Source organism: Caballeronia sp. dw_19, from assembly GCF_018449515.1.
Taxonomy (GTDB): domain Bacteria; phylum Pseudomonadota; class Gammaproteobacteria; order Burkholderiales; family Burkholderiaceae; genus Caballeronia.
On sequence record NZ_JAAVUQ010000023.1, the window covers coordinates 44,915 to 69,306 of the forward strand.

Here is a 24,392-nt window from a genome sequence, read left to right on the forward strand (position 1 = left end):
TCAGGACAGCGGCGCCAGCGTCGATAACAGCGTGACGGCCGGTTGGCGCGTAGCCGGATCGTTCGATTCGATCACTTCCTGCAGCAACGTGCGCGCGCCGGATAAATCGCCGAGTTCAATGTATTCGACGGCCAGTTCGAGCTTGTTGCGGGCTATCGTCGAGATTTGTTCGGGCGTAAAGGCCGGTAGCGGCTCGCTCTGGCTCGCGGGCGTGTTGTAATCGAAATCGAGGCTCAACGGACCAAAACGCGATGCGCCAAGGCCCGCCACCGATGCAGCGCCAGCCGTGCCGGATTCGATTTGCTCGCTCGCGGATGGCGGGGTCGTGGCTGATTCAGGGTGACTATGCTGCGCGTTCTGACGATCGAAGACGGCCGGGTCGGCGATAGGCTGGGGTGTGGCGGGCGCGGGAGCCAAGGGGGCCTCGTTTTGCGCTGTGGATTCGGCGAAGGCCGCGGGCGCCGGTGGCTGGACGTCCGAGGGTGCGGGCGCCTCCTGACGCGGCGGCAAACCGAAATCGAGCGCGCTCAGGGCTTCGATAGCCTCTTGCGGAAATTTGGGCTGCGGGAAACGCGAAGCCGGCGACGGTTCGTCGTCGTAGGCGGACGCGTCTTCCGCATCGTCTCGCTGGTTCGTTGCAGATTGGGGTGCGATCGCCGACTGGGCCGATGCCACGTGTTCTCCGCTTTCGTGCGCGGCGGATGCGCGCGTCGCTGCTTCTTGAGCGGCGGTTTCGCGGGCTTGTGTTTCACGGGCTTGCGCCTCGAGAGCGGCAGCTTCGCGGGCTGCGGCTTCACGAGCTTCCGTTTCACGCGCTGCTGCTTCACGAGCCGCAACTTCATGGGCTTCCGTTTCACGCATCGCAGCTTCGTGGGCTGCGGCTTCACGTGCTGCAGCTTCTTGCGCTGCCAACTCACGCGCTGTCGCCTCTTGCGCCTCAAGCTCACGCGCCGCAGCTTCCTGCGCCACGGCCTCTCGCGTCGCCTGTTCTAACGCAGCCGCCTCGCGAAGCTCATGTTCCCGAGCCTCCATTTCTGCGCGCAATGCTTCGGCGCGATCCGCCGCTGCCCGTTCCGCCGCCAATGCCGCCTCGATCGCACCCGGGCGCGGCGGCGTGAAATCGCGATGCAGCGCTGCGGGCGCGTCGGGCATGAACGGCGCGCGTTTGGTCTCCGTGTCGCGGGCCGGTGCGGCATCCTGCGCACGGCTCTCGCCCAGCGTTACTTGCGCGCCGTCGGCATCGTCGTCTATTGCATTGCTCTCGGCCGGAGGAAACGGCTTGTCCTCGGTTGGCGTATCGAAGGACTGCGCAGCATCGTAGTTTTCCATGCTCGCAGCCACCACGTTCAGCTCACCTTGAGCGCGCTGAACCGATGCACCGTCGAGATCGGCAGCGCCCGTGGAAGCTTGCGCGTGGCTCGTCGATCCATCGTGAGGGGGCACAGCGGTTATCTCAGGCGCCTTGGATACCACCGGCGGCGCTTGCGGCGCGCGCTCAGCGGCAGTCAACGCAGCGGCGGCGCTTGCAGCACGGCGTCGTTTACCGCTTCGCATAACGAGCAGCAGCAAGCCGATCACCGCGACTGCCCCGACAAGCCAACCAATCGGCCCGTTCGCCGATATAGCTGTAGAACCTGTCGCTGATGGTGCGCTCACCGGCGCGACAGTCGCCGCAGGTGTGCTCGATGCGCTCAACGCCGGAGCCGCTTCCGATGCGGGCGCCACTTCGCTTGCACTCGCGTTCGCAGCCTCGCTGGCGCTCGCCGCAGGTTGAGCTTCCGATGTCGGCAACGCCGCGTTCGGCTCGCTCGCCGCGTTCGGCGCAACCGCAGTGACCGCGCCGCTCGCTGCCATCGCGGCTCCGCTCACTGCACCGGCAGCATTCGATGTCCCCTCGACCGGTGCCGCAGCCCCTACGGACCCGCTAGCCTCGGCTACCGGCGACGATGCCGCCACAGGCGCAGAAGCCTCAGAAGCCTCAGACGCGGCGGCAGCCACTCCCGCATCCTCAACCGCCGGCACGTTCAATACCGATCCGAGTTTCAACCGGCTTGGGTCATGGCCCATGAACGCGTTGGGATTCGCATCGAAGAGCGCGCGCGACATCTTCTCGCGCGTGGCGCGGTCGTTCGAGCCGGTGATCTGGGAGGCGATATCGCTGAGCGATTGCCCCGGTTTCACGCTGTACTGCGTGACAAGTGCCACAGGTGCCACAGGTGCCGACGCCGACACCGGCGCAGAAGCCTCCGAAACGGCTGACGCGCTGCTGGCCTGGGCGGTGGCATCGGAGGAAACGAACGTTCCGAGCAGCACACTCGCGACGCTTGCCGCGATCAGCGCCGCGCGCCGCGAGCGGCTGAGGAAGCGAAGCGGTGAATGAAGCGGCCGGCTCGGACGAACGATCATTGATACTCCAGGCGAGTGGACAGCGAACAAGAAACCAACAAAACGGGGCAATATCCAAAAACTGGCCGCAGACCGATTGAGCAATACCGGCAACTGAGCCGCGCGAGCCAGCAACCATTCAGCCGCACAACGAAAAAGCGCCGCGCAAGCGCGACGCTCTGGTGAACTGCTGCGCGTCGTGGCGCGTAGTTTACTTTACTTGTCCAGCAGGATGCGCAGCATCCTGCGCAGCGGTTCGGCCGCGCCCCACAGCAACTGGTCACCGACCGTGAACGCCGACAGATACTCGCCGCCCATGGCGAGCTTACGCAAGCGGCCGACCGGCACCGTCAGCGAGCCCGTGACCACCGCCGGCGACAAATCGCGCATCGACGCTTCGCGTTCGTTCGGGACAACCTTCACCCAGTCGTTCGCCGATGCCAAAATGCCGTGCAACTCGTCCAGCGGCACGTCCTTCCTGAGCTTGATGGTCAGCGCCTGCGAGTGGCAGCGCATTGCGCCGATCCGCACGCACAGGCCGTCCACAGGAACCGAACCCGGCTCGCCCATGGCGGGCAACCCCAAAATCTTGTTGGTTTCCGCGCCGCCCTTCCACTCTTCCTTCGACATGCCGTTGCCGAGATCCTTGTCGATCCACGGAATCAGCGAGCCGGCCAGCGGCACGCCGAAGTTATCGATAGGCATACGATCGCTGGACATGGCAGCCTGCACGCGCTTGTCGATATCCAGAATAGCCGACGACGGGTCCGCCAGATCTTCCTTGGCCGCGCCGTACAGCACGCCCATTTGCTGCAAGAGTTCGCGCATGTTCTGCGCGCCCGCGCCGGAAGCCGCCTGATACGTCATGGCGGTCGTCCATTCGACCAGGTTCTGATTAAACAAACCGCCGAGCGCCATCAGCATCAGGCTGACCGTGCAGTTCCCGCCGATGAAATTCCGGCCGCCCTTGACAAGCGAATCCTTGATGACGCTCAGGTTCACCGGGTCGAGAATGATGACCGCGTCGTCCTTCATGCGCAGCGACGAGGCCGCGTCGATCCAGTAACCCTTCCAGCCGGCCGCGCGCAGCTTCGGGAATACCTCGTTGGTGTAATCGCCGCCCTGGCACGTAATGATTACGTCGCACTTTTTCAGGTCGTCGATGCTTGTTGCATCCTTGAGTTTCGTCTCGTTTTTCGCGAACGACGGCGCATTGCCGCCCGCATTGCTGGTGCTGAAAAACACCGGTTCGATCAGGTCGAAATCGCCTTCCTGCTGCATGCGTTGCATCAGGACGCTGCCGACCATGCCGCGCCAACCAACGAGACCTACGTTCATGACTAACCTTTTTTGTGGACATTTCCCCGCTTGGGCCAAACCCTCCGCCGACGTGACCGCGCGGGGAAGATGAGCGGGCACGACAGGCGATCAGCGGAACGTGATCGTTTTGAGGGAAATGGTTTTCGTAATGCGTTTGGACAGCGCAACCGTACCCGGCAGCGTGTTCAAAAGCGTAATGGCGAGACGAGTCGCGCGGGCGCCTGAGCTAAAGCCGCCGCATGAAATCGAGTCCGGAGAGATTGAAGAGATCTTCGCCATAACAAAAGAGTCTACACGATAACCCGCATATTCGTCCCTCCGCGCGAGCGTTCCACGCCTTTTGACGTGGTTCGTGCGCTAAAAGCGACGAATCGAGATGAAATATCGCGATCGGCGGCATCCGGCAAAAACGTCCGCCGCGAGACGCTTTTCCATCGGAATTTTTCGCCAAACCATCCGATGAAAAAGCGCGTTACCAGTATTAAAGCTTAAAGCGCCGCGACAACCGCATCGCCCATTTCCTGCGTGCCGACCGTACGGCCGTCCGGTGTCGCGATATCCCCCGTACGCAGACCCTGCGCGAGCACCTTCTTCACCGCCGTTTCGATCCGGTCAGCCTGCTCGGGCTTACCGAGCGAGTAGCGCAGCATCATGGCGGCCGAGAGGATGGTCGCCAGCGGATTCGCCACGCCCTTGCCCGCGATATCCGGCGCCGAACCATGCGACGGCTCGTACAGGCCCTTGTTGTTTTTATCGAGCGAGGCGGACGGCAGCATGCCGATGGAACCCGTCAGCATGGCGGCTTCGTCGGAGAGAATGTCGCCGAACATGTTGCCGGTCACCACCACGTCGAACGCCTTCGGCGCCTTCACCAGTTGCATGGCCGCGTTGTCCACGTACATATGCGACAGCTCGACATCCGCATATTCCTTCGATACATCGATCATCACGTCGCGCCAGAATTGCGACGTTTCAAGGACGTTGGCTTTATCGACGCTCGTCAGCTTCTTCGCGCGCTTTTGCGCGGCCTGAAACGCCACATGTGCAATGCGGCGTACTTCCGGCTCGGAATAACGCATGGTGTCGAAGCCTTCCTTCGCGCCTTCGAACAACCCATCCGGCGATGAACGCACGCCGCGCGGCTGGCCGAAATAGATATCGCCGTTCAGTTCGCGGATGATCAGGATATCCAGCCCCGCCACGATCTCCGACTTCAGCGACGAAGCCGCCGTCAATTGCGGATAACAAATGGCCGGACGGAAGTTCGCGAACAATTGCAGATGCTTGCGCAGACCCAGGATGGCTTGCTCCGGACGCAGCGCGCGTTCGAGCGAATCGTATTTCCAGTCGCCCACGGCGCCAAACAGGATTGCATCCGATGCTTTCGCCAGCGCGAGCGTCGCTTCCGGCAGCGGATGGCCGTTCGCCTCGTAACCCGCGCCGCCGACCGGCGCTTCTTCGAGCTCGAACTTTTCGTCGAGCGCGTTCAGGACCTTGACGGCTTCCTTGATGATCTCCGGACCGATGCCATCGCCGGGCAGCACTGCAATCTTCATGGTGTTTCCTTTTCTTTGTTGATTCGTACGCGTTTATGCTCGCTCGTACTTACCCGACGAGGCGGTTATTCAGCCACGGCTGCTTCACGAGACGCTCGTTTTCGAACTGACGGATCTTGTCGGCATGGCGCAGCGTCAGCGCGATGTCGTCGAAACCGTTGAGCAGGCAGAACTTGCGGAAACCCGGGACTTCGAACGGGTATTCCGTGCCGTCGCCGGTCAGCACAACCTGCCGTTCCAGATCGACCGTCAGCTTGAACCCATTAAACGCGTAGGTTTCGTTGAACAGCTTGTCGACCTGGCTTTCGGTCAGGACGATTGGCAGCAGCCCGTTCTTGAAGCAATTGTTGAAGAAGATATCGGCGAAACTCGGCGCGATGATTGCGCGGAAACCGTACTGGTCGAGCGCCCACGGCGCGTGCTCGCGCGAGCTGCCGCAGCCGAAATTCTTGCGCGTCAGCAGGATCGACGCACCCTTGTAGCGCGGCTGGTTCAGCACGAAATCCGGATTCAGCGGCCGGTTCGAGTTGTCCTGGCCCGGCTGGCCGACATCGAGATAACGCCATTCGTCGAAGGCGTTCGGGCCGAAACCCGTGCGCTTGATCGACTTCAGGAACTGCTTCGGAATGATCGCGTCCGTGTCGACGTTATCGCGATCCAGCGGCGCCACGAGCCCGCTATGTACTGTGAATTTTTCCATGATCCGTCACCGGTTTGCGGTTTGGTTAGCTTGACCGTTCTTTGGAGCCGCTTACTTGTCGGCCGCGTTGCTGATCGAGTTGCCGAGGTGATGCAGATCCTCGCCAAAGCCGTGGACCGTATTGCAGCCCGCAGCAGTGGCGACGACCGCGATCAACGCCAGCAGAGTAAAGACGCGCTTCATGCCAGTTCGCGGATATCGACGAAATGGCCTTCAATAGCCGCTGCCGCCGCCATTGCCGGACTCACCAGATGCGTGCGGCCGCCTGCGCCCTGACGCCCTTCGAAGTTGCGATTCGATGTGGATGCGCAGCGCTCGCCCGGTTCCAGGCGGTCGGCGTTCATCGCGAGGCACATTGAGCAGCCGGGTTCGCGCCACTGGAAACCGGCGTCGAGGAATACCTTGTCGAGCCCTTCGCGTTCCGCCTGCGCCTTCACGAGGCCGGAACCCGGCACGACCATCGCCAGACGGATGTTCGGTGCCACGCGGCGGCCGAGTGTTTTCACCACATACGCTGCGGCACGCAAGTCCTCGATCCGCGCATTCGTGCACGAGCCGATGAAAATCTTGTCCGGCTTGATCGATTGCATCGGCGTGTTCGGTTCGAGCGCCATGTACTTCAGCGCGCGTTCGATTGCGTCGCGCTTGACCGGGTCCTTTTCGCGCTCGGGATCCGGCACGCGACCGTCGATGGACGTCACCATTTCCGGCGACGTGCCCCACGTCACTTGCGGCACGATTTCAGCCGCATTCAGCTCGACGACGCGGTCAAACTTCGCGCCCGGATCGGACGTGAACGTGCGCCAATAGGTTGCCGCCTGCTCGAATTCCGCGCCGTGCGGCGAGTACGGGCGATCTTTCAGGTAGTTGATCGTGGTTTCGTCGACGGCAACCATGCCTGCCCGCGCGCCCGCTTCGATCGCCATGTTGCAGACCGTCATGCGGCCTTCCATGGACAACGCCCGGATGGTCGAGCCGCCAAACTCGATGGCATAGCCATTGCCGCCCGCCGTGCCGATCTTGCCGATGATCGCCAGCACGATGTCCTTCGCGGTACAGCCGCGCGGCAGCGGTCCTTCGACCTTGACGAGCAAGTTCTTGCTCTTCTTTTGCAGCAGCGTTTGCGTGGCGAGCACGTGCTCGACTTCCGACGTACCGATGCCATGCGCCAGCGCGCCGAACGCGCCGTGCGTGGAGGTATGCGAGTCGCCACAGACTATTGTCATTCCCGGCAGCGTAGCGCCCTGTTCCGGCCCGATGATATGCACGATGCCTTGGCGCAAGTCGTTCATCTTGAACTGCGTGATGCCGTACGCGTCGCAGTTGTTGTCGAGCGTGTCGACTTGCAGCTTCGAGATCGGGTCCGCGATGCCGTGCGAACGGTCGGTGGTGGGCACGTTGTGGTCGGACACCGCCAGGTTCGCGCTGATCCGCCACACCGGCCGTTCGGCCAGTTTCAGACCCTCGAACGCTTGCGGGCTGGTCACTTCGTGGAGCAAATGACGGTCGATGTAGAGGATGGACGTGCCGTCTTCCTCGGTGTGGATCACATGCGAATTCCACAACTTGTCGTACAGAGTCTGGGCCATGGTCTTTTCAGGTGTTGTGACTGCGGGGGTGTTTTTTGGTTTGATGATTATGCCACGCAGGACGGCGCATTGCGCTAGTGAACCAAGAAAAAACCGATATAAAACAGTGAGTTAGGGTGGTAGTAGGGCTACCTGTATGGGGAGTACCGGGATGGGCCGTTCAACCGGAATGCAGAAAAGAATCAGCCGTTTAGCCGCGCGGCCGGCCTGTTAAGGAAGCAAATCAGGAGAAATCAGCTGGGTGGAATAAACGGCCTGATTGCGGCGCCTTGAATTCGATATTCGCAGTGTCTGGAGCAGCTAACCGCTCGACAATGCTCGCGTCGGAAGCGTCGGTGCCCCATGGAAACTCTTCGATGGGCAGCAGGATATGGGCCGGATGGTCGCGGCCTGCGATGAAAACCGGGTCCATCGCTCGCCATTCGTGTTGCTTTATTTCGTCTTGATCCGTCATATCCGAGTTCTCAGTGACGTGGTGTAGAAACCTTGCCCAGGGAACAAACTTTCGGACATAAAAATGGGTGTAAGCGCTGACTGCACCTACACCCGTTGAATGTATCAACAACCCGTCAAACACCAGCCTACAAAGCCCGCCCCACGATCAACGGATCGACCGTCCCAATTGCGCGAACGTCCCGGTTCGCATACGGCAGCTTATGCAAGATATGGCGCATTGCGTTGAGCCGCGCCCGCTTCTTGCAGTCCGAGCGAACCACCGCCCATGGGGAATCCGCGGTATCCGTTTGCGCGAACATCGCTTCCTTGGCGTCCGTGTATTCGTTCCACTTATCCAGCGAGGCGAGATCCACCGGACTGAGTTTCCATTGCTTGAGCGGATGAATCTCGCGCTCCTTGAAGCGCCGGCGCTGTTCTTCCTGGCTCACCGAAAACCAGAACTTGACAACATGCATGCCGCTTCGAACGAGTTGCCGCTCGAACTCGGGAACCTGCTGCATGAAGTCGTTATATTCATGTTCCGAACAAAACCCCATGACCCGCTCAACGCCCGCCCGGTTGTACCAGGAGCGATCGAACAGCACGATTTCGCCCGATGTCGGCAGGTGTTGCACGTAACGCTGGAAATACCATTGGCCGCGCTCGGATTCGGTCGGCTTTTCGAGCGCGACGACGCGCGCACCGCGCGGATTCATGTGCTCCATAAAGCGCTTGATGGCGCCGCCCTTGCCGGCAGCATCTCGCCCTTCGAACAGGATCACCAGACGCTGGCCGGTTTCCCGTACCCACGCCTGCAATTTCAGCAATTCGACCTGCAGCGCATACTTCTGCTTCTCGTACGCATGGCGCGACATCAGGTTCCGATATGGATACCCGCCGCCGCGCCAGTCACGTGACAGTTCGTCGTCGGGATGCCGTGAAGCGCGAGCATGCCAAAGCGCCGGATCACCCTCGAGCATGACGCTGCGAAGGGCGGTGGTTTCATCGGGGGAGAGGCCGCTCATCAATGTCTTGATGGTGTCCATCAGCGTGCCCGGGTCCTGCGCGGCACCCGTCGACAATACGTGCTGCAAAGTGCTTGAGATTTGCTCGTTGGCCGCCTGAACGGCACGGCCGGTTTCATCGAGCTGTGCGGCGCGCGGAGTGCCGGTCTCCAGGACGTCGCCGCGAGCGACGCTTCGCACGGCTGAATGGCGAGCGTCGGATTTTTCGTGCTGTGATGTCAAAGTCTCTTCCTTATAACTAGGCGCCCCGCCTCTCAGGGTTAAACGAGGCGCTGCCTGCTTAAGCCGGCGTCGCGGCCTTCTTCAAGACGACATAGAGCTTGTCCTTCAGAAGCAGCTTTTCCTTCTTGAGCGTTTCGATAGTCCGACCGTCCGCGGGTAGCGGCCCACCCTCCATGTTCTTGATCTCATGATCCAGTTCGTTGTGACGCTGAAACAATCGAGCGAAGTGGGCGTCTTCCGTCTTGAGCGTGGAAATCAGATCGCGAAATTCTGGAAACATCGGTAGCTCCTCGTGCGGTTTGCGGGCAAGCCCGCAGGGTCAGTAAGCCTGGATATCTTGGCATTACTACACAAGTCGCATGTTGATATTGCTCGTGTTTGCGCGAGTTTTGGCTTGGGCAGGTGGGGTTGGGGGCAAGCGCGAAGGACGAATGGTAGGCGGAGAAACAATCAGGCATCGTGGATGCAAAAGCCCCGGCAAATACGCGCCGGGGCTTCCTTCAAACCCCTACTCAATGCAAACTACTGCTTGTCGATCGCCTTCGCCTGGCGCGGCGTTTCGCCGATGACCAACTGACGCGGACGGCCTATCTTCTGCTCCAAAACAGCTATCATTTTCGTTCCACTGTGCAGTCCAGCCCCGTACGCGCCATCACAAACACGTACGTGAACACGGCAGTCTGAACGCTCTGCTATAGCTCTGTCAGTGCAGTTTTCGCCGCCTCGTATCCTTGCCCCGCGGATAGTTGTAACCACTTGAGAGCCTCTTGCTTATCAACTTTAATGCCCTGGCCGCGGAGATAAAGTAATGCAAGATTAAACTGTCCCGCAGGATCGCCCTTCTGCGCGGCAGATGTTTCCCATTTCAGGGCTTCTCGGTAATTCTGTGCAACTCCGTACCCATTCATATACATCCAGCCCAACTTTGTATGTGCTAGAGCCAAACCTTGATCGGCAGCTAGCTGAACCCACTTTAACGCCTGCTGATAATCTTGCGTCACGCCGGATCCATCTATATAGAGCTGCGCTACGCTCACTTGTGCCTCAGCGTTTCCAGCATCGGCCGCCAGCTTGTACCAATGAAACGACTGTTGCATGTCCTGAGGAACAGCTTCACCCAATCGATAGATATCACCTAGATATTGTTGCGCTGACGTGTTTCCAAGCCCCGCTGCCAGCGTGAACCACTTCACTGCTTCGGGCCCGTTTTTGGGCGCCCCGTCCCCAGTTAGATAAATGAGGGCCACCATGTTTTCCGGCGCTCCCGGTTCAAAGAATTGCGATAGAGTCCCCTGCTCCGCGGCTAACCGCATCAAGGCTAGGGCCTTCGGTTTGTCTTGCGGTACACCCTCACCGCTGAAGTACAACAAGCCGAGAAAATATTGCGCGCCGGGATATCCTTGATCTGCTGATAAACGAAACCAACTGGCGGCTTGCTGCTTATCTGCGGGAACACCAAGCCCTAACGCATATGCTCTGCCAACATCATATTGCGCTTGGAGATTCCCCCGGATGGCCGAGCGATGCGCCCACTGAAATGCGATACCCAGATCGGGCGTCACACCAATTCCATTGGCGTACATCCGCGACAGTATGCTTTCGGCAACATCGGAATTCTGATCAATTGCCAACTTCAGCCAGCGTAGCCCCTGTTCGGTATCCTGCGGCACCCCGCCGAGGCCTTGAGCGTAGATATCGCCAAGGTAGGCTTGCGCCGGTGCGTATCCCTGGTCCGCCGCTAAGCGGAACCAATCCAACGCTCGCACGGTATCTTTATATTCGCCGTCGCTCCAATAGATGGTGGCAAGATTGTACTGTGCCACCGGGTATTTTTGATTTGCAGCCTTATGATATCGACGGAGGGCCTCTTCTTTATTTTGTTGAACACCTTGCCCATTCCAATACATAATTGCGAGATTCCCCTCTGCTGCGTCATATTCCTGCGCGGCAGATTTTCGATACCAGTACAACGCTTCATCAAATTTATTGAACTGCTGAGAAAATATACCCAATCTATTTTCTGCGGCCATGTGCCCTTGGTCAGCAGAACGCTGAAACCAATAAAGTGCTTGCTCAAAATTCCCGACCCATTCTTTATAAAGCCACGCTAACGCATACTGAGCCTTGGCATCGCCCTGTTGCGCCGCCAATTGATAATTTTTTACTATTTCCACTTTAATATCATTTGGAATTTTTTCCACGTGATCGCTTTCCCAACCGAAATGAGTTTGAGCCTGAGAATATCCTTGATCGGTGGAAATTTGAAACCATTTTAAGGCAACACGATCATCGTCCAACGTATGTCCCGTCAGATAAATAGACGCCAGCGCATACTGAGCTTTTGCCAGCCTTTGTAGCGCTGCGCGCTCGACCCAGATTCTGCTTTGCTGCATATCTTGCGGCACGCCCTTGCCGGCTTCGTAATCCAGTCCCAACCTATATTGCGCATTAGCATCAACTAAGGTCCCCGGCGCGTAATCCAGTACCGCGTTTTTATCCGATAACGTTGTACATGCTTGGCAAAGAAAAACAGCCATAATGAGTAGATAATTTTTCGCTGTCATTTGTTTTATGATTAGTTAACGACTGCCCGCACTTGTTTCGCCAGCAGGCCACTTGCATGCGAAGGTTCCATTAGGAAAGAGCACCTCGCGCTCCAACGCCGATGATCGAAGGCGGTTCCTGGCGCAATGAGCAGCATTGGAGTCCTTCGGCGATCCCGACGATGCCTTTCTGAAGACATACCTCGACCAACCAGACAGCCAGTAAAGCCCACAAAGGCCCACCAGGCGCGCTTATTCAGTTGGCCATACCGCTGTGTTCGCTTTCAGATCTAGGCTTCAATGAGCCCGGTCGGTCCGATGGAGGATCATCTGGAAAATAGCTCCAGCACGCTCCGCCGACATCCCTTTGTGAAAGTCCAAAGACAGCGGATGATCCGATTCTTCGAGTTCAACCAAAGGCCTGAGCCCTCCTGCCCGAGCGAAAATGCGCGACTGCTGTCCGGCTAGCGGCGGGTAGCCGGGAAGCTCATTCGCAAGCCAACTGAAGTACGGGCCTCCGGCCTCACGCCGTTCGAATCGCTCGGTGTAGTCGTCAAAGCTGCGCCTGCTCAGGGTCACCCAGATGCCCCAGAGAAATGGCGCGCTGGCACCGATAATTGGTATCTCAAGGCTCACACGTGCGAAAAAGAATTCGTCATCGACCGCACAGAGATCTTCCGAGCAGCGGACGCGCGACTTATGCCGATCCTGGGGAATTCCCGACAAGTAGTCCGGCACGGCGAAGGTAAGACTCGGCTCGCCCACGTGCCATTTATCGCATGTAGCGCATTGAAATCGAAACAATTTGTCTCCGAGGTCTATTACCGCGTTTCGCCAAGGCGCGAGTCTTTCAAAACGAAAGTTTGCACTACTTTGTATCTCGAAACAAGTTACGCCTTGAGCTGCTGCGTATTAACCGGTGTTACTACGGTAACGTCTCGCAAATATGCAGCCTGAGCCGTTCTTCGCGTTTGCCCCGGGCACAAGTAGTACGACCGGTCTCCGTTTCCCTGCTGCTCAGCTCACACCGAGTCCTATTCCTGCATTGAGCGTAATCGGATTGTTCTTCACGTACCCATACAGGTTCAGATCGTCAGCGGTTCCAACCGGATCGGTCTGTAAGAACCTACCCAACGCAGGCGAGTACATCCGGGCCTTGTAATAGTACAGCCCCAACAGGAAGACGCAGGTTCAGAAGGTCATGAACCGCCGGCGATAGGCCGCTCACGTAGCAGATGTAGAAAGCCGTAAAGAAGCGCGGGCGATGAGTACTAGAACACTCACCGCCCGCTGACCACCACCAACTCACTCAAGGAGTTGACCATGGCTAACGCCAATCATAAAGCAGGCGCTGGATTTCCTGAACGCTCCGTCAAGGTTCAGCAGTCTCTTCGCCAAGCCTGGCCTTCACACCTGAACAAGCCGCCGAAGCTGTATCCCTGGATCAAGCTCTCCGGGCTCTGGATCGAACACGCCGGATTCCTCCCCGGTCAGCAAGTGCGCATCACCGTCGAACACGGCAAACTCATCATCACAGCCGCTTAAAACAACGAAGGGCCGCGTCAGCGGCCCTTCGTTCATGCAACGGTATCCCTTCGCAATCGCTTAGGTTTTGTCAGAATCAGTAGCTGACTCAATCGCGATTGAGCCATCGTTTGTATAACCAGCCGATGATCCATCCTTATAACTGAGATGCCATTGATGTTCATTAGGATTGAGATCAGGATCCCTATCGATTCGTGGCCACAATTTCAAACTTCCGCCAAGATCAAATTCCAGCGTGCATGTTTTCGTCGCCTCGACGACGCGTGCAGATACGAGATATTGTCCTTCGACACCTCGAAACAGCTTCTCCATATCCTCCGGCGTATCCGCCTGACAGACAGATTTTTGCTCGTTTGTCAGCGCCCAATTGCAATCTTGGACAAGAAGCGACCACGTCCCAACAACATACACTCGACGCCTGCGAAGGTTGATTGCCACTCTGTCTGTTGCGTCGGGCCTCGGATCACTGGGTTCACGAATTCTCAAGTGAGGACTTCCAAACTCGATAAAAAAACAACTTCCGTGAGTCTGCGTAATTGAGAAAGCGATTTCCCCAATCACCGGAGCAAAAATATCTTCTACGTTTAGCATTTTATTAACTCCACTATTTACCAGCTATTTCCCTTCCAATCCTAAGTATCTCTTGATAGTCATATCCCTGCTTAGTAATCGCACGGTGCAATTCATCGGCTTGTGGAATGCTTAAACGAAGCTGCACGGCAACGTCTTGGGCCTGCCTATTCTCACGGGCATTGTTCCCCATAGTGTCGCCGTTCTTCACGCCAGCGACTTGAGTCGCATCGCCCATCTGACTGGCCGGCATGCTGATCGCCGGTGCATTCAGATTCGTGGCCGGAGCCGCCGCTATATTGGTATTAAAATTACTTCCCGTTTGGGTTTTCGCCGCAATCAGCCCCATCGGATCGCTGAAGTTGACCGGGTTGTTCTTCACGTACGCATACCAGTTCAGGGCAGCCTTGTACCCCACCGGATCCGTCTGCAAGAACCTCCCCAGCACCGGCGAGTACATCCGGGCCTTGTAATAGTACAGCCCCAAATTGATGCTTTCGACAACCACAGCTGAAATGCCTGGGGCCGCGTCAGCGGCCCCAGGCATTCATTTTCTCATCGACAAGCGGTTGTCAATCACCGCAGAACTTTAATAGGCATTGCCCATCAGATCTTACGACTAAGCTAATAGGTTTTCGAGTATTGCCATCATCGATTGAAATTTTCACCTCTAGATCTAGATCCTCAAAAGTTTGAAGCTCTTGAATTAGCCCACGAATCGATTTTCCTCGATAAATCCATTCAGGAGATTCCGGATTGTCGGTTTTCACATTAGTTTCCTATACGGGTCAAGTCGGTACTAAATGTTCCTAAGCGCGTATCTTTGGACGTCAAATTTTTAACAGAATCGGCCATCTTCCAAGCTCCTCCATTATGTCCGTCAATATCTCTGGTGATAAAGTTGTTTCCCTTTTGATAAACGGCTTGACCATTTACCACTGCTGAGGTTTTGCTATATCCAAGCGCCTCCGCAGCAGCAGTCGCCTCTTTTGTGGTGGCATATACCGGACCAGATACTGCCCGAGCGACTGAGTTGACAGCGCCAGCCAAAGCACTGCTAACTTCTTTAACACTTGCCACCCCTAAGCAAACACTTGGCCCACCTGTCGAAATGCAACCGCTGCTGTCAAGTTTTGGCGGTCCACCCAGTGCCATATCCGTAAGTGCCGACTTTTCAGAGCAGGCCGCTAACCCTGTCGGATCGCTGAAGTTGACCGGGTTATTACCCGCATACGCATACCAGTTCAGATCATCCGCGTATCCCACCGGGTCCGTTTGCAAGAACCTCCCCAGCGTCGGCGAGTACATCTGGGCCTTGTAATAGTACAGCCCCAACTGCAACACAGTTTCATCACCATCGCCGCTTAAAGCAACGAAGGGCCGAATCGGCCCTTCGTCAATGCAACAGAATTCCCTGCTAGTCGCTTAGGCTTTGCCTGCTCGTCCTTTGACTCAACCGCGACTGTTGAAACTAAGTTGACTGAATCGCGGAGCACTCATGGATGAGCAGTCCTCCCTGTCTCATACTGGAGCAAACCTTTCTCTTCGCCGGCCTGTAAATAATTGGCGATGCTCTGCGCTTCAGCGTCACCAGATATGCTAAGTGCAAGCAAATTCTCTGAAGACCATTCCATTAGAGGTTTCATAGCTTCTATCTCCCGCACTAGTGCTTCTTGCGCCGCCTTATCCTTCGCACCAAACCATACTCTATAGGTGGTTTGCCCGGAACAATGAACAACCCGCTGAAGGACAAAGTCAGAGTCGGTTTCCACCTCGTCACCTAGGGCCACGTCATGAACAAAAAACGGAATGCAGCACAGGATAAATTTGTAGGTCCCGGTCTTCTGGCCCCACAGTTGCTCCCACTCGTTCTTCCCGTCCTTGATTCCAAGGTGAGCAGCAAATACAAAATCTGCACGATCACGCCAAACCGGCGTTTGGTGAACCGCTTCGTACTCTCCAGTTTCATACTTCATGTGTTTTTACCAGTGTGAAGGGGGCCATCCACCACGATACCCCGGGGGCGGATTAACAGGAAAGTCGCGCGCGCCTTTTGAAGGGTTGCAATGCGGACAAGCCATTTGAGCGTTTTCAAGCGTTGCATTTCCACCTCTGGCCTTTGGAATCGCGTGATCAACCTGAGTTGCAGTCCCCTCTGCCCGGCAGTATACGCAAATTGAAAGTGGATTCTCAGCTTTTGCGGCATCCTTAACGGCCTGCGGAAAAGCTTTACCTGCTGTTGCGCCGCCAGCAGCGCCAGCCTTGATTAGGGGCATTGCTTCCGCAGCCGCTGCTACTCCCTTGCCAAGCATCCCACCAATCATTGGCACGTCGCTATTTGCAATTTCATTTGCGGCCAATCCGAGAGCCAGAAACGGCAACAGCGGTACAACCGCAACCTGAACGCCCGGACCGATGTACCCCGGAGTGTATGTAAACGCCTTCGCGTTGGCGAAACCTTCCAACGCAGTCATCCCCGTCGGATCCGTGAAGTTCACCGGATTGTTCTTCACATACGCATACAGATTCAGATCATCCTTCGTACCCCACCGGATCCGTCTGCAGAAACCTCCCCAACGCAGGCGAATACATCCGGGCCTTGTAATAGTACAGCCCCAAATCTGTTTGCCTTGACGCACACTCCCCTCGCACGGACAGCAATCCCTTACCTAGCAAGGTTTCCCGCCTATCACGTCCCGTTAGAAGGGGAATTTTTCCAGACGCGAGTTTCCATTACTTCGCATCTCGAAACAAGTTCAACATTCGGATCGTTACGCGGTAACGCAGACGTCGCCAGCGTTACCGCGTAACGCTTCAGATATCCAATCTGAGCCGTCCATCGTAATAGTCGGCCTGGCCGCCGCTCGATTTGCCCGCCCGAGCAAGCGCCACCTCTTCGGCCTGCGTCAGCAGCCGTTCCAGCATCGCCCGCTGCGTGAGCCCGTAACAAGCCGCCACACGCTCAAGCGCGCGCTTCGCGTGCAGGTCGATCACCAGGCTTAGCCGCTCGCCTTGGCCGTTCTCGTCTTTCAGATGCCGCTCTCTAAACGCCGCTTGCCGCTGCGCACTGCTCATTGCCATCACTGCTCCTGTGTTGTCCGTTACCCAGTAACGATATCGGTTCGTGCGTCCCCACGTAACTAGCCAAACGGCTAACGTGAGGGCTGGTTTTTCATTACGCCGTAACGGGTTTTTTTCAGACTGGGTTGGGGATTCGGCCGCCGCACACCGGTACGCTGAACAACTCCCGCGACCGCTCAACGAACCCGCCAGCGCCGACCCCGTCAAGGCCGCGTAGCGCCCGCAGGGCTTGGCCTTGACGGCCATCGGTTCTCGACGCTGGTTCATGCGGTGCAAGACGGGTTTTAGGCTTGCACCGCATGAACAACGCCGTAGCTTTTGATGCTTCGTATCGGTGGGTTTTCCGTTACGCAGTAACGGCTGATTGGGGAGCCCCTTGGGGGCGGACGGGGGGAGGGCTGCGAGCACGGAGCGAGAGGCCGCTTGCGGCCGAAGCCCGAGCGCAGCAGACGGCCCGGGCGGGCCGGGCTCATTCCCTTTCCTGGCCGCGACGCGGCCCCTGTTATGTCCTGCGTGAAGCGCCTTGCATGACTTGGTGTTGCGTATTCCACGCCGGCCGCCACGCGGCCCTGATCTCTTCAAGCGCGCACGCGCGTGACCCGGCCGGGGGCGCCAGACATAACGCAAATTAGCGATGGGCGACGGGACAGGGCGCAACGCGCACCTACCCGGCGCCCAGCGCTAATTTCCAAGCGTTATGTTCAATTGGCCGCCAGGCCAATTTACCCCCGGCCTCGTTCCCCGGCCGCAAGGCCGCTGGACCGCTTGTTACTCAGCCTTCGGGCCGACAGGCCCGCACACGATGCCTGTGCGCCTTGATTCGTTCACCTGGATACGTCGTTGACTCTTCGTTCATCCGGCATCGTTGGTGACGTTGCGTCGGTCATTTTTCTTGCTTTTTAATGAGGACCGTTCCGTCATATCGCACCAGCTTTCGCCGAATCCGTTTGATCTTGTCAACCTCGTAGACGACCTCCCATCCATCGGTTTGTCGAGAAGCGATCCGGTCGGGTTGGCTCCAGGCTAGTTTTATATCTTTGGCATCCATTTCTGCCTTGAGACCTGATTTCTCAAGCCACTCATTGTCGACTTGCTTTTGTTCTTCACTAAAAACGAGATACTCCTTCAAATCCTTCCCAGCCGTGTACAGCAATCCCAGCCACTCAATCACTTTTAATCTCCTTGGTGCAACGATTGACCTCTGCTTGCTTTCTTCATTCTGACATCGTCGTTGATTCCTCGTCATTCACTTCGTCGCCATCGTCATCGTCCGCTTCCGCCTCAATAGCAGCTAAGAGAGAAGCGGCATCCAGCCCCGCCGGGTGCGTCGCCGCATGAATCTCCCGAAGCTTGCCAATCGACACATGCGTGTAAATCTGCGTGCTCGTCAGATCCGCGTGCCCCAGCAGCATCTGGATGAACCGCACGTCCGCGCCGTTATCCAGCATGTGCGTCGCGCACGCATGGCGCAGCGCGTGGCACGAGCCTTTATCGATTCCCGCACGGCGCATGTACCGCGTCACGATCGCGCTCAGTTGTCCCAGCGTGAACGCCGTCCCGTAGTCCGTCAGGAACAGCGTCCATTGCTCCGTATGCACCACCAGCGCCGTGCGTTCATCGAGCAGATAACGCTCAACCCACGCGCACGCACGCTCGCCGATCGGCACGAACCGGTCACGCCGGCCTTTGCCCTGCCGGATCGCAATCGTGCGCGTATCCAGGTCGATATCGCCCAACTGCAACTGCGCGATCTCCATCCGGCGCATCCCCGTGCTGTACAGCACCTCCAGGAGCGCGCGATCGCGCATGCCCGTCACCGACTCCAGATCCGGCTGCCCCATCAGCGCCTCGACCTGCGCCACCGACAGCACCACCTTGGGCAACGCGTGAGGCTTTCTCGGCAGCACCAGTTCCGAGCCCGCGTTGTACTGCACGTATCGCTGCCGGGCGAGCCACCGGCACAGCCCCTTTACCGCCACCAGCAACGTATGCTGGGTGCGGATCGCCAACGCGTGACCGTCCGTCTTTCGATGCAAATAAAGATGCCGCTGCCACGTCTCCAGCACCGCCCGCGTGATCTCTTCGGGCTGGCTCAAGCCCCGCGTATCGAACCACTTCACGAACTGCTCCAGCCCCCGCTGGCGTGTGCGCTGTGTCGCCGGCGTGCAGCCGGTCATCGCCAGCCAATCCACGTACAGATGCACATACGCCATCAGCGCATTCGTCGGCTTCTCCTGCGTGCGCCAACCGCCTTCGCGCTGTTTGCGCAACCGCTGTTTCACGCGCGCCGTCACATCGGTCCTTGCGTGTACGCCCCGGAGGAAGTCCCCTTGGGGGACGACGCAGGACTTACGACGCCAGATTTTTATTCTCTCTGAAGTGTGTGTCGGCGCCATTCATCGACTGATCGGCGCTCAGCTTTACGCTGTCTGCCTCGGCGGCGTTTTGACCATCCCGTCCACCCGCCGACCTTGGGCCAACTGCATCCCGACCAGGGGCCGACCGCTCGGCGTTGACCCCCGACCGCTGCGCGTCGTACTGCCATTGTTCTATGTCGATGAGCCCCGACAGGTGAGCCGCCGCGCTGCTATCGCCGTCATACACCAGTTCATATTCGAAGCCCTGACCGCGCGGCGCTCGGTGAATCAGCATGTATTCAAGCTCGGCCAGGCGCGACAGGTGCAGCTTCGCTTGCGTATCGCTCGCGCCCGTCCACTCGCGCACCTCCCGCCGGCTGAACCGCACCGACTCGCGCGGCAACGGCTTCAGTTTTACCGCGCACACAATCTGTTCCAGCACCCGCCGCGTCACCGGCGGCAACTCGTCCAGACTTCGCCCCAAGACCTCATGCACCAGCGCATTCGCGCTCGCGATATCGCCGACCGTCACCTCGATATACGCGAGCTCCGCCCCCGCGTGCCGCACCGTTTTGACCTCCCGCTGGTGCTGGTGCAGCAGCGCGATCGTGTCGATCAGGGTTAAGTACTTTTCATGATCACGCCGCATGCGCGTCTTGTCCGACAGGAACGTCAACTGATCGGCAAACGGGTTCACCACCGCCAACGGTTTTAACAACCGCTGCGCGTTACGGTGTAACGCCAGAATCTGTTCCTTCTGCGTCTTCAGCTTCAAGCCGCCGAGCGTTCTCTTCTGCCGTTGCAGCCGGTGAATCGCCTCGGTCTGCTCGCGCCCTTCGTCCACCGTCAGGATCAGACACCGATTCAAGAGCTCTTCATCGATCTCGATGGCGGTCGTCGTCAGCATGATCGACACCGGCCCTTCCACCCGGTATTCCTGCGTGACCAAGTTGCCCGTCTGCGCATCCTTGCCCGTGCTCGCGATCGTCAGCTCACCATCGCTTTGCAAGAGCTTGAGCGCATACGCCGCGCGGCTCGCGCCCTCCTCCTCGCAGATCGCCAGCACCTTGTGCTTCAGGTTCGTCTCGCCCATGTAGAAGAGGCTCTGCCCGGTCATCGCCGAGTACTTGATCCGCTCCTCCTCCGGCACGAACGCCAGCACCGCGTCCATTAATGAACTCTTGCCCGCCGCGCTCGAGCTCTGGATCACCACCGCCAGCGGCGCATCCAGTTTTCTGGACACAGCCGCCAGATACCCCACGATCTTGTTCGTCTCCTCGCCCACCACCCCGCACGCCGCGAAGTCCGCCAGAATCCGCCCGAGCAAATCCGGTTCGCGCAGCAGCTCCAGCGCTGCGCGCTCGTCGGCCGCGCTCATCTGCACGCCGGTCGCGGGCGCAGCAGCCGCCCCCTGCAACATCTCCAGCTTCAGCAACATGCGCCCGAGATCGGCCTTCACCGTCTCTTCCTTTAGCCGCAATTCAGCCGCCGCTCGCGCCACGTAATTCGCCCGCGCTTTCGCGTGATACAGATCAAACGTGTCGACGTGGAACCATTCGTGGCAACTGGCCAGCACGTTCACTTTCAAGAGGCCAGCAGCCTTCGCGTCAAACCCGCGCACCCGATACCGCACCGCGCCCAATGTGAACACGATCTCCGCGTCACTCACCACGCATTCGAGAGCAAGTGCCGGCGCGGCAGGCGCAACGCTGGCCGCAACCGTTGCGATCTCCGGCGCTTCGGCTTGTGCCACGTCAGCTTGCGTCACTTCGGCTTGCACTGCCTCGGGTTCCGGCTCTTCTTTAGCCGCTAATTTAGCCGCTAAGAGAGGAGCCGGCGCAGGCGCAGCAGCAGCCGTCGCGGCCTCATCATCGTCAACAGCAACAGCATTGCCGCGTAACGCCTGGACTTCCCGAGCGCCTGGCTTCACCGCCACTGACGCCACACTACGCACCGGCCCCTCCCCATTTCCCAGCCACTCGGCGCTGCGAATCAGCACGCCTAAACTTTTCACCGCCGGGCTCACCTTCAGCGCGTATTCGTTTGCATCCAGCCCGTGCGGGAACCGCAACCGGTAACACCCGAACCCTTCTTCCGTCAGCCGTTCGGCCAGCTTCACCGCTGCCGCATCACCCGCTTCATCCCGGTCATACGCAATCACCACGCGCTCAAGCCCCACCTCGTGGATCAGCGCCAGATGATCCGCTGTGAACCCCTCCACGCCCCACGAGGCTGTCACGTTCCGATACCCCGCACACCAGAACGTCAGCGCATCGATCACCGATTCACACAGGATCACTTCCTTCTGACCACGCAAGCCCTCGGCGTTGAACACGCCCCGGCGTGGCCCGGCCAAGTACAGGTGATACGCCGTCCCCGGGCGCAGGTTGTCGCCAATCTTGCGCCCGTACAAGCCCGCAACGTGTCCCGCCTCGTCACGCCAGTTGAACACGATGCTGCCGTTCAGGTGTTCATGCCCGCTCTCGCGGATCACGCCGATCTGCTGCAAGCGGCTGCGGATCGCATCGCCCGCACCGCGGTTCTTCAGCGGCAGACGAAGCCCAAGCGTCCGGTTCGCAAACCCCAATTTGAAGTGCTCCACTGCCCCCGCAATCCCGCGCTTCTCCAGATACACCAGCGCCTCGGGTGAACCCTTCAGCGTCTGGTGGTAGTAATCCACCACCTGGTCGAGCAGCGCCGCGTCATCCGCGCTCACCGATACCGGCGACTCCAGCACCCGCACCGTCGAGCGCACCGGGCCAATAGCGGCTAAAGAAGGAATCCCCTCCCGCAGCAACTCCACCGCGTGCCGAAACGAGATCCCGTTCGCCTTCATGACCCAATCCACCGGACCACCACCGATCCCGCACCCAAAACAGTGCCACAGGTTCTTCAACGGCGTCACCACCAGCGAGGGCGTGCCGTCAGCATGAAACGGACAGCGCCCGCGCCAATCACGGCCCGACTTCGCCAGCTCAATCCCGTGCGCACGCACGAGCTGCTCAACCGACACCTCGGCCTTCATGCGCTCAAGCTCAGTTTCGGGAATACGGGCCATGAATCGTCCTTCGGCTAAAAACCTGTCAAGACCACTTGAGTGGATTTATAAAGTTTACTATACTGTACTTTAGTCAGGTAAGTGTATTTTCAGGGGATAGCATCATGGTCTATGCACTTTCTTGGTCGCCAGCCATGTCTTTCCCGTCCCGCTTGACCGAGCTGCGCAAGCAGCGCGGCTTTTCTCAACAAGTCATGGCCGACGCCATCGGCGTTCATGTCAACAGTTGGAAGAAGTACGAGAGCGGCCAGGCTCTGCCGTCCTCCGAAGTCTTGAAGAAGATGGCCGTGGCCCTCCATGTCACCGCCGACTTCTTGCTCTTCGATGAACACGAGCGCGGTCCCGACAGCGATCTCACCTTGCAGTTCGAGGCCATCAATCAGTTTTCACAGGAAGAGAAGCACGTCGTGCGCGAACTACTCGAGGGCTTGATCCTCAAGTACGAAGCACGCAGATGGAATAACCGGACCCCGGAACAGAGCCCGATCCGTTAACGAAGCGCGGGCCGTGAGTGCGTCAACACTCACGGCCCGCTGACCACAACCAACTCACTGAAGGAGTTGACCATGGCTAACGCCAATCATAAAGCAGCCGCTGGATTTCCTGAACGCTCCGTCAAGGTTCAACAGTCTCTTCGCTATCAAGCCTGGCCTTCACACCTGAACAAGCCGCCCAAGCTTTACCCATGGATCAAGCTCTCCGGGCTCTGGATCGAACACGCCGGATTCCTCCCCGGTCAGCAAGTACGCGTCACCGTCGAGCACGGCAAACTCATCATCACCGCCGCTTAAAACAACAAAGGGCCGCTCACGCGGCCCTTCATTTTTCATCATCTCCTAGATCTAATTTACGTCAGCGCTTTCTTCGGTCGATTCATGAAGCATTAACGACAAACACGATGTAGACCGGCTGCCCTGCAAGCCGGTTCACGACTTCATAAGCTAGGCCAATGCTTTGCTCCACGCTTTCTCCATCGTAGAACCAGTCTTCGTAGGTCAATTCGAATTCACCATCTTTGGTCATCCGATACACATCACCACCTAAAACACGCCATCGCTGCTCATTGAATAACTCAAGCGCTACATGTGCATCTGCTAGCGGAAGCGCAGCCTCATTCAAACCTTTGGCAATTAGGCTGCGTCCGCTTCGCGCATACAGCTCAAGGATTTTAGATATTGGCATCGTTTAGTTTGGAACGAATAGTCGGTGATTTATGGCGCCCGCCGCGTCGCGGATGTATTCAAAGACTCCAGTTTTTCCATTGTATTCGCCTGGAATCGTCAACTGGGAGCGTGTGACGCCGTCGCCACCCACGATCGATTTAACAGTTCCCTCTCCTGAGAAAGCACCGACCGACTGAGGAAAAGCGTGATAGTCGCCTGACGAAGCCTGCGCAAGAACCTTGGGCGAATATTGTGTTCCCTCAAAGAAGCTCTTTGCCGTTGCGGACTGCACTCCACTCATTGCACCTGCCGCACCCGCAGCCAAAGCGTTCGCTGGCACTCCAATCTTGCCGGCGGCCGCCATAGCGGCTGCAGACGACTGGCCAATCGCTGCACGCTCCTTCTCCTGTGCTGCCCGCAGTTGCTGCTGTTCTGCAGCGGCCTTGTCTGCACAAGCCGTCAGCCCCGTCGGATCACTGAAGTTGATCGGGTTGTTGCCAACGTAGGCATACAGGTTCAGATCATCCTTGTACCCCACCGGATCCGTCTGCAGAAACCTCCCCAACGCAGGCGAATACATCCGGGCCTTGTAATAGTACAGCCCCAACGGTGCTACAAATTCACTGCCGTGTGGACACGTATCGTCGCCAATCGTAGATGTGGTCGGGACGTCAGCAAGTAGGTGTTTCCCGTTGAACACGGCAAACTCATCATTACCGCCGATTAAAACAATGAAGGGCCGCTTGACGCGGCCCTTCATTTTCACACCATCATTGACGAGACCTAATATCCGCGCCAGCGTCTGTTTCAAGCAGCTTTATGCTACAGAACTAGGCAGGGCAC

Annotated in this window: 27 protein-coding genes; 3 read left to right on the forward strand and 24 right to left on the reverse strand. The window is 58.3% G+C overall.

Annotated elements, in window-relative coordinates; genetic code table 11:
• The 11 genes from HB376_RS26185 to HB376_RS26235 all read right to left on the reverse strand — a co-directional run bounded on the left by HB376_RS26185 (position 1) and on the right by HB376_RS26235 (position 12,579).
• Positions 1–2,406 (reverse strand): FimV/HubP family polar landmark protein, encoded by a 2,406-nt coding sequence (locus HB376_RS26185; protein ID WP_213766642.1) that lies wholly within the window; start codon positions 2,404–2,406, stop codon positions 1–3.
• Positions 2,407–2,601: 195 nt separating this feature from the next.
• Positions 2,602–3,723, reverse strand: coding sequence for an aspartate-semialdehyde dehydrogenase (gene asd / locus HB376_RS26190; protein WP_213766643.1), 1,122 nt, complete (start codon positions 3,721–3,723; stop codon positions 2,602–2,604).
• A gap of 470 nt (positions 3,724–4,193) precedes the next feature.
• On the reverse strand, positions 4,194–5,261 hold the full coding sequence (leuB, locus tag HB376_RS26195) for a 3-isopropylmalate dehydrogenase (protein ID WP_213766644.1): 1,068 nt from the start codon (positions 5,259–5,261) through the stop codon (positions 4,194–4,196).
• 49 nt (positions 5,262–5,310) lie between these two features.
• Positions 5,311–5,961, reverse strand: a complete 651-nt coding sequence (gene leuD, locus HB376_RS26200; protein WP_213766645.1) for a 3-isopropylmalate dehydratase small subunit — start codon at positions 5,959–5,961, stop codon at positions 5,311–5,313.
• Between the two features lie 51 nt (positions 5,962–6,012).
• Entirely contained in the window at positions 6,013–6,144 is a 132-nt protein-coding gene (locus HB376_RS26205) for an entericidin A/B family lipoprotein (protein WP_213766646.1), read from the reverse strand.
• Positions 6,141–7,550, reverse strand: coding sequence for a 3-isopropylmalate dehydratase large subunit (gene leuC, locus HB376_RS26210; protein ID WP_213766647.1), 1,410 nt, complete (start codon positions 7,548–7,550; stop codon positions 6,141–6,143). The genes HB376_RS26205 and leuC overlap by 4 nt, the downstream gene beginning before the upstream one ends.
• A 223-nt stretch (positions 7,551–7,773) precedes the next feature.
• Positions 7,774–8,004: a type II toxin-antitoxin system Phd/YefM family antitoxin gene (locus HB376_RS26215; RefSeq protein WP_213766648.1), complete on the reverse strand. Its 231-nt coding sequence runs from the start codon at positions 8,002–8,004 to the stop codon at positions 7,774–7,776.
• A gap of 127 nt (positions 8,005–8,131) precedes the next feature.
• Positions 8,132–9,163: a polyphosphate kinase 2 gene (ppk2, locus tag HB376_RS26220; RefSeq protein WP_255631582.1), complete on the reverse strand. Its 1,032-nt coding sequence runs from the start codon at positions 9,161–9,163 to the stop codon at positions 8,132–8,134.
• Positions 9,164–9,290: 127 nt separating this feature from the next.
• A complete protein-coding gene (locus tag HB376_RS26225) occupies positions 9,291–9,512 on the reverse strand; it encodes a YdcH family protein (RefSeq protein ID WP_031362537.1) in 222 nt (73 codons plus the stop codon).
• A 412-nt stretch (positions 9,513–9,924) separates the two neighbouring features.
• Entirely contained in the window at positions 9,925–11,796 is a 1,872-nt protein-coding gene (locus HB376_RS26230; RefSeq protein WP_213766650.1) for an SEL1-like repeat protein, read from the reverse strand.
• A 276-nt stretch (positions 11,797–12,072) separates the two neighbouring features.
• Positions 12,073–12,579, reverse strand: a complete 507-nt coding sequence (locus HB376_RS26235; RefSeq protein ID WP_255631580.1) for a DUF2199 domain-containing protein — start codon at positions 12,577–12,579, stop codon at positions 12,073–12,075.
• Positions 12,580–13,098: 519 nt separating this feature from the next.
• On the opposite strand from HB376_RS26235, the gene HB376_RS26245 reads away from it, so the two are divergent.
• Entirely contained in the window at positions 13,099–13,320 is a 222-nt protein-coding gene (locus HB376_RS26245; protein WP_213766653.1) for a SymE family type I addiction module toxin, read from the forward strand.
• A gap of 60 nt (positions 13,321–13,380) precedes the next feature.
• Here the strand turns inward: HB376_RS26245 and HB376_RS26250 are convergent, their stop codons facing one another.
• The 11 genes from HB376_RS26250 to HB376_RS26300 all read right to left on the reverse strand — a co-directional run bounded on the left by HB376_RS26250 (position 13,381) and on the right by HB376_RS26300 (position 22,386).
• Positions 13,381–13,911 carry a hypothetical protein gene (locus HB376_RS26250; RefSeq protein ID WP_213766654.1) on the reverse strand — a complete coding sequence of 177 codons (531 nt, stop codon included), beginning with the start codon at positions 13,909–13,911 and terminating at the stop codon, positions 13,381–13,383.
• Between the two features lie 13 nt (positions 13,912–13,924).
• Positions 13,925–14,437, reverse strand: coding sequence for an RHS repeat-associated core domain-containing protein (locus HB376_RS26255; RefSeq protein WP_213766655.1), 513 nt, complete (start codon positions 14,435–14,437; stop codon positions 13,925–13,927).
• 25 nt (positions 14,438–14,462) lie between these two features.
• Positions 14,463–14,660 carry a hypothetical protein gene (locus tag HB376_RS26260; protein WP_213766656.1) on the reverse strand — a complete coding sequence of 66 codons (198 nt, stop codon included), beginning with the start codon at positions 14,658–14,660 and terminating at the stop codon, positions 14,463–14,465.
• A 1-nt stretch (position 14,661) separates the two neighbouring features.
• The gene (locus tag HB376_RS26265; RefSeq protein WP_346730586.1) at positions 14,662–15,234 is read right to left on the reverse strand and encodes a toxin C-terminal domain-containing protein; all 573 of its coding nucleotides are present in this window, start codon (positions 15,232–15,234) and stop codon (positions 14,662–14,664) included.
• 152 nt (positions 15,235–15,386) lie between these two features.
• Positions 15,387–15,866: a DUF4265 domain-containing protein gene (locus HB376_RS26270; protein WP_213766658.1), complete on the reverse strand. Its 480-nt coding sequence runs from the start codon at positions 15,864–15,866 to the stop codon at positions 15,387–15,389.
• 6 nt (positions 15,867–15,872) lie between these two features.
• Positions 15,873–16,388 carry an HNH endonuclease signature motif containing protein gene (locus HB376_RS41790; protein WP_213766659.1) on the reverse strand — a complete coding sequence of 172 codons (516 nt, stop codon included), beginning with the start codon at positions 16,386–16,388 and terminating at the stop codon, positions 15,873–15,875.
• Between the two features lie 34 nt (positions 16,389–16,422).
• Positions 16,423–16,482: a hypothetical protein gene (locus HB376_RS41235; RefSeq protein WP_255631584.1), complete on the reverse strand. Its 60-nt coding sequence runs from the start codon at positions 16,480–16,482 to the stop codon at positions 16,423–16,425.
• Between the two features lie 222 nt (positions 16,483–16,704).
• A complete protein-coding gene (locus HB376_RS26285) occupies positions 16,705–16,971 on the reverse strand; it encodes a hypothetical protein (protein WP_213766661.1) in 267 nt (88 codons plus the stop codon).
• Between the two features lie 883 nt (positions 16,972–17,854).
• The gene (locus HB376_RS26290) at positions 17,855–18,142 is read right to left on the reverse strand and encodes a hypothetical protein (RefSeq protein ID WP_213766662.1); all 288 of its coding nucleotides are present in this window, start codon (positions 18,140–18,142) and stop codon (positions 17,855–17,857) included.
• A gap of 43 nt (positions 18,143–18,185) precedes the next feature.
• Complete coding sequence (gene xerC / locus HB376_RS26295; RefSeq protein WP_346730587.1) at positions 18,186–19,253, reverse strand: site-specific tyrosine recombinase XerC; 1,068 nt, start codon at positions 19,251–19,253, stop codon at positions 18,186–18,188.
• Positions 19,254–19,320: 67 nt separating this feature from the next.
• The gene (locus tag HB376_RS26300; RefSeq protein WP_213766664.1) at positions 19,321–22,386 is read right to left on the reverse strand and encodes a CHC2 zinc finger domain-containing protein; all 3,066 of its coding nucleotides are present in this window, start codon (positions 22,384–22,386) and stop codon (positions 19,321–19,323) included.
• A gap of 104 nt (positions 22,387–22,490) precedes the next feature.
• Between HB376_RS26300 and HB376_RS26305 the strand changes: the two genes are divergently transcribed.
• Positions 22,491–22,880 carry a helix-turn-helix transcriptional regulator gene (locus HB376_RS26305; protein ID WP_213766665.1) on the forward strand — a complete coding sequence of 130 codons (390 nt, stop codon included), beginning with the start codon at positions 22,491–22,493 and terminating at the stop codon, positions 22,878–22,880.
• 72 nt (positions 22,881–22,952) lie between these two features.
• Positions 22,953–23,177: a SymE family type I addiction module toxin gene (locus HB376_RS26310; protein ID WP_213766666.1), complete on the forward strand. Its 225-nt coding sequence runs from the start codon at positions 22,953–22,955 to the stop codon at positions 23,175–23,177.
• Positions 23,178–23,259: 82 nt separating this feature from the next.
• Here the strand turns inward: HB376_RS26310 and imm40 are convergent, their stop codons facing one another.
• Positions 23,260–23,568 (reverse strand): Imm40 family immunity protein, encoded by a 309-nt coding sequence (gene imm40 / locus HB376_RS26315; RefSeq protein WP_213766667.1) that lies wholly within the window; start codon positions 23,566–23,568, stop codon positions 23,260–23,262.
• 3 nt (positions 23,569–23,571) lie between these two features.
• Complete coding sequence (locus tag HB376_RS41650; protein ID WP_276572817.1) at positions 23,572–24,360, reverse strand: RHS repeat-associated core domain-containing protein; 789 nt, start codon at positions 24,358–24,360, stop codon at positions 23,572–23,574.
• Positions 24,361–24,392: the final 32 nt, after the last annotated feature.

Excerpts from the sequence above, each read along its gene's own strand:
- HB376_RS26305 (WP_213766665.1), top strand. The coding sequence starts at position 22,491 with ATGGTCTATGCACTTTCTTGGTCGCCAGCCATGTCTTTCCCGTCCCGC.
- HB376_RS26215 (WP_213766648.1), bottom strand. The coding sequence starts at position 8,004 with ATGACGGATCAAGACGAAATAAAGCAACACGAATGGCGAGCGATGGAC.
- HB376_RS26205 (WP_213766646.1), bottom strand. The coding sequence starts at position 6,144 with ATGAAGCGCGTCTTTACTCTGCTGGCGTTGATCGCGGTCGTCGCCACT.
- HB376_RS26250 (WP_213766654.1), bottom strand. The coding sequence starts at position 13,911 with ATGCTAAACGTAGAAGATATTTTTGCTCCGGTGATTGGGGAAATCGCT.
- imm40 (WP_213766667.1), bottom strand. The coding sequence starts at position 23,568 with ATGCCAATATCTAAAATCCTTGAGCTGTATGCGCGAAGCGGACGCAGC.
- HB376_RS26245 (WP_213766653.1), top strand. The coding sequence starts at position 13,099 with ATGGCTAACGCCAATCATAAAGCAGGCGCTGGATTTCCTGAACGCTCC.
- HB376_RS26285 (WP_213766661.1), bottom strand. The coding sequence starts at position 16,971 with ATGGCAATGAGCAGTGCGCAGCGGCAAGCGGCGTTTAGAGAGCGGCAT.
- HB376_RS26255 (WP_213766655.1), bottom strand. The coding sequence starts at position 14,437 with ATGCCTGGGGCCGCTGACGCGGCCCCAGGCATTTCAGCTGTGGTTGTC.
- HB376_RS26310 (WP_213766666.1), top strand. The coding sequence starts at position 22,953 with ATGGCTAACGCCAATCATAAAGCAGCCGCTGGATTTCCTGAACGCTCC.
- HB376_RS26270 (WP_213766658.1), bottom strand. The coding sequence starts at position 15,866 with ATGAAGTATGAAACTGGAGAGTACGAAGCGGTTCACCAAACGCCGGTT.
- HB376_RS26185 (WP_213766642.1), bottom strand. The coding sequence starts at position 2,406 with ATGATCGTTCGTCCGAGCCGGCCGCTTCATTCACCGCTTCGCTTCCTC.
- asd (WP_213766643.1), bottom strand. The coding sequence starts at position 3,723 with ATGAACGTAGGTCTCGTTGGTTGGCGCGGCATGGTCGGCAGCGTCCTG.
- HB376_RS26225 (WP_031362537.1), bottom strand. The coding sequence starts at position 9,512 with ATGTTTCCAGAATTTCGCGATCTGATTTCCACGCTCAAGACGGAAGAC.
- leuB (WP_213766644.1), bottom strand. The coding sequence starts at position 5,261 with ATGAAGATTGCAGTGCTGCCCGGCGATGGCATCGGTCCGGAGATCATC.
- HB376_RS26300 (WP_213766664.1), bottom strand. The coding sequence starts at position 22,386 with ATGGCCCGTATTCCCGAAACTGAGCTTGAGCGCATGAAGGCCGAGGTG.
- HB376_RS26230 (WP_213766650.1), bottom strand. The coding sequence starts at position 11,796 with ATGACAGCGAAAAATTATCTACTCATTATGGCTGTTTTTCTTTGCCAA.
- leuC (WP_213766647.1), bottom strand. The coding sequence starts at position 7,550 with ATGGCCCAGACTCTGTACGACAAGTTGTGGAATTCGCATGTGATCCAC.
- leuD (WP_213766645.1), bottom strand. The coding sequence starts at position 5,961 with ATGGAAAAATTCACAGTACATAGCGGGCTCGTGGCGCCGCTGGATCGC.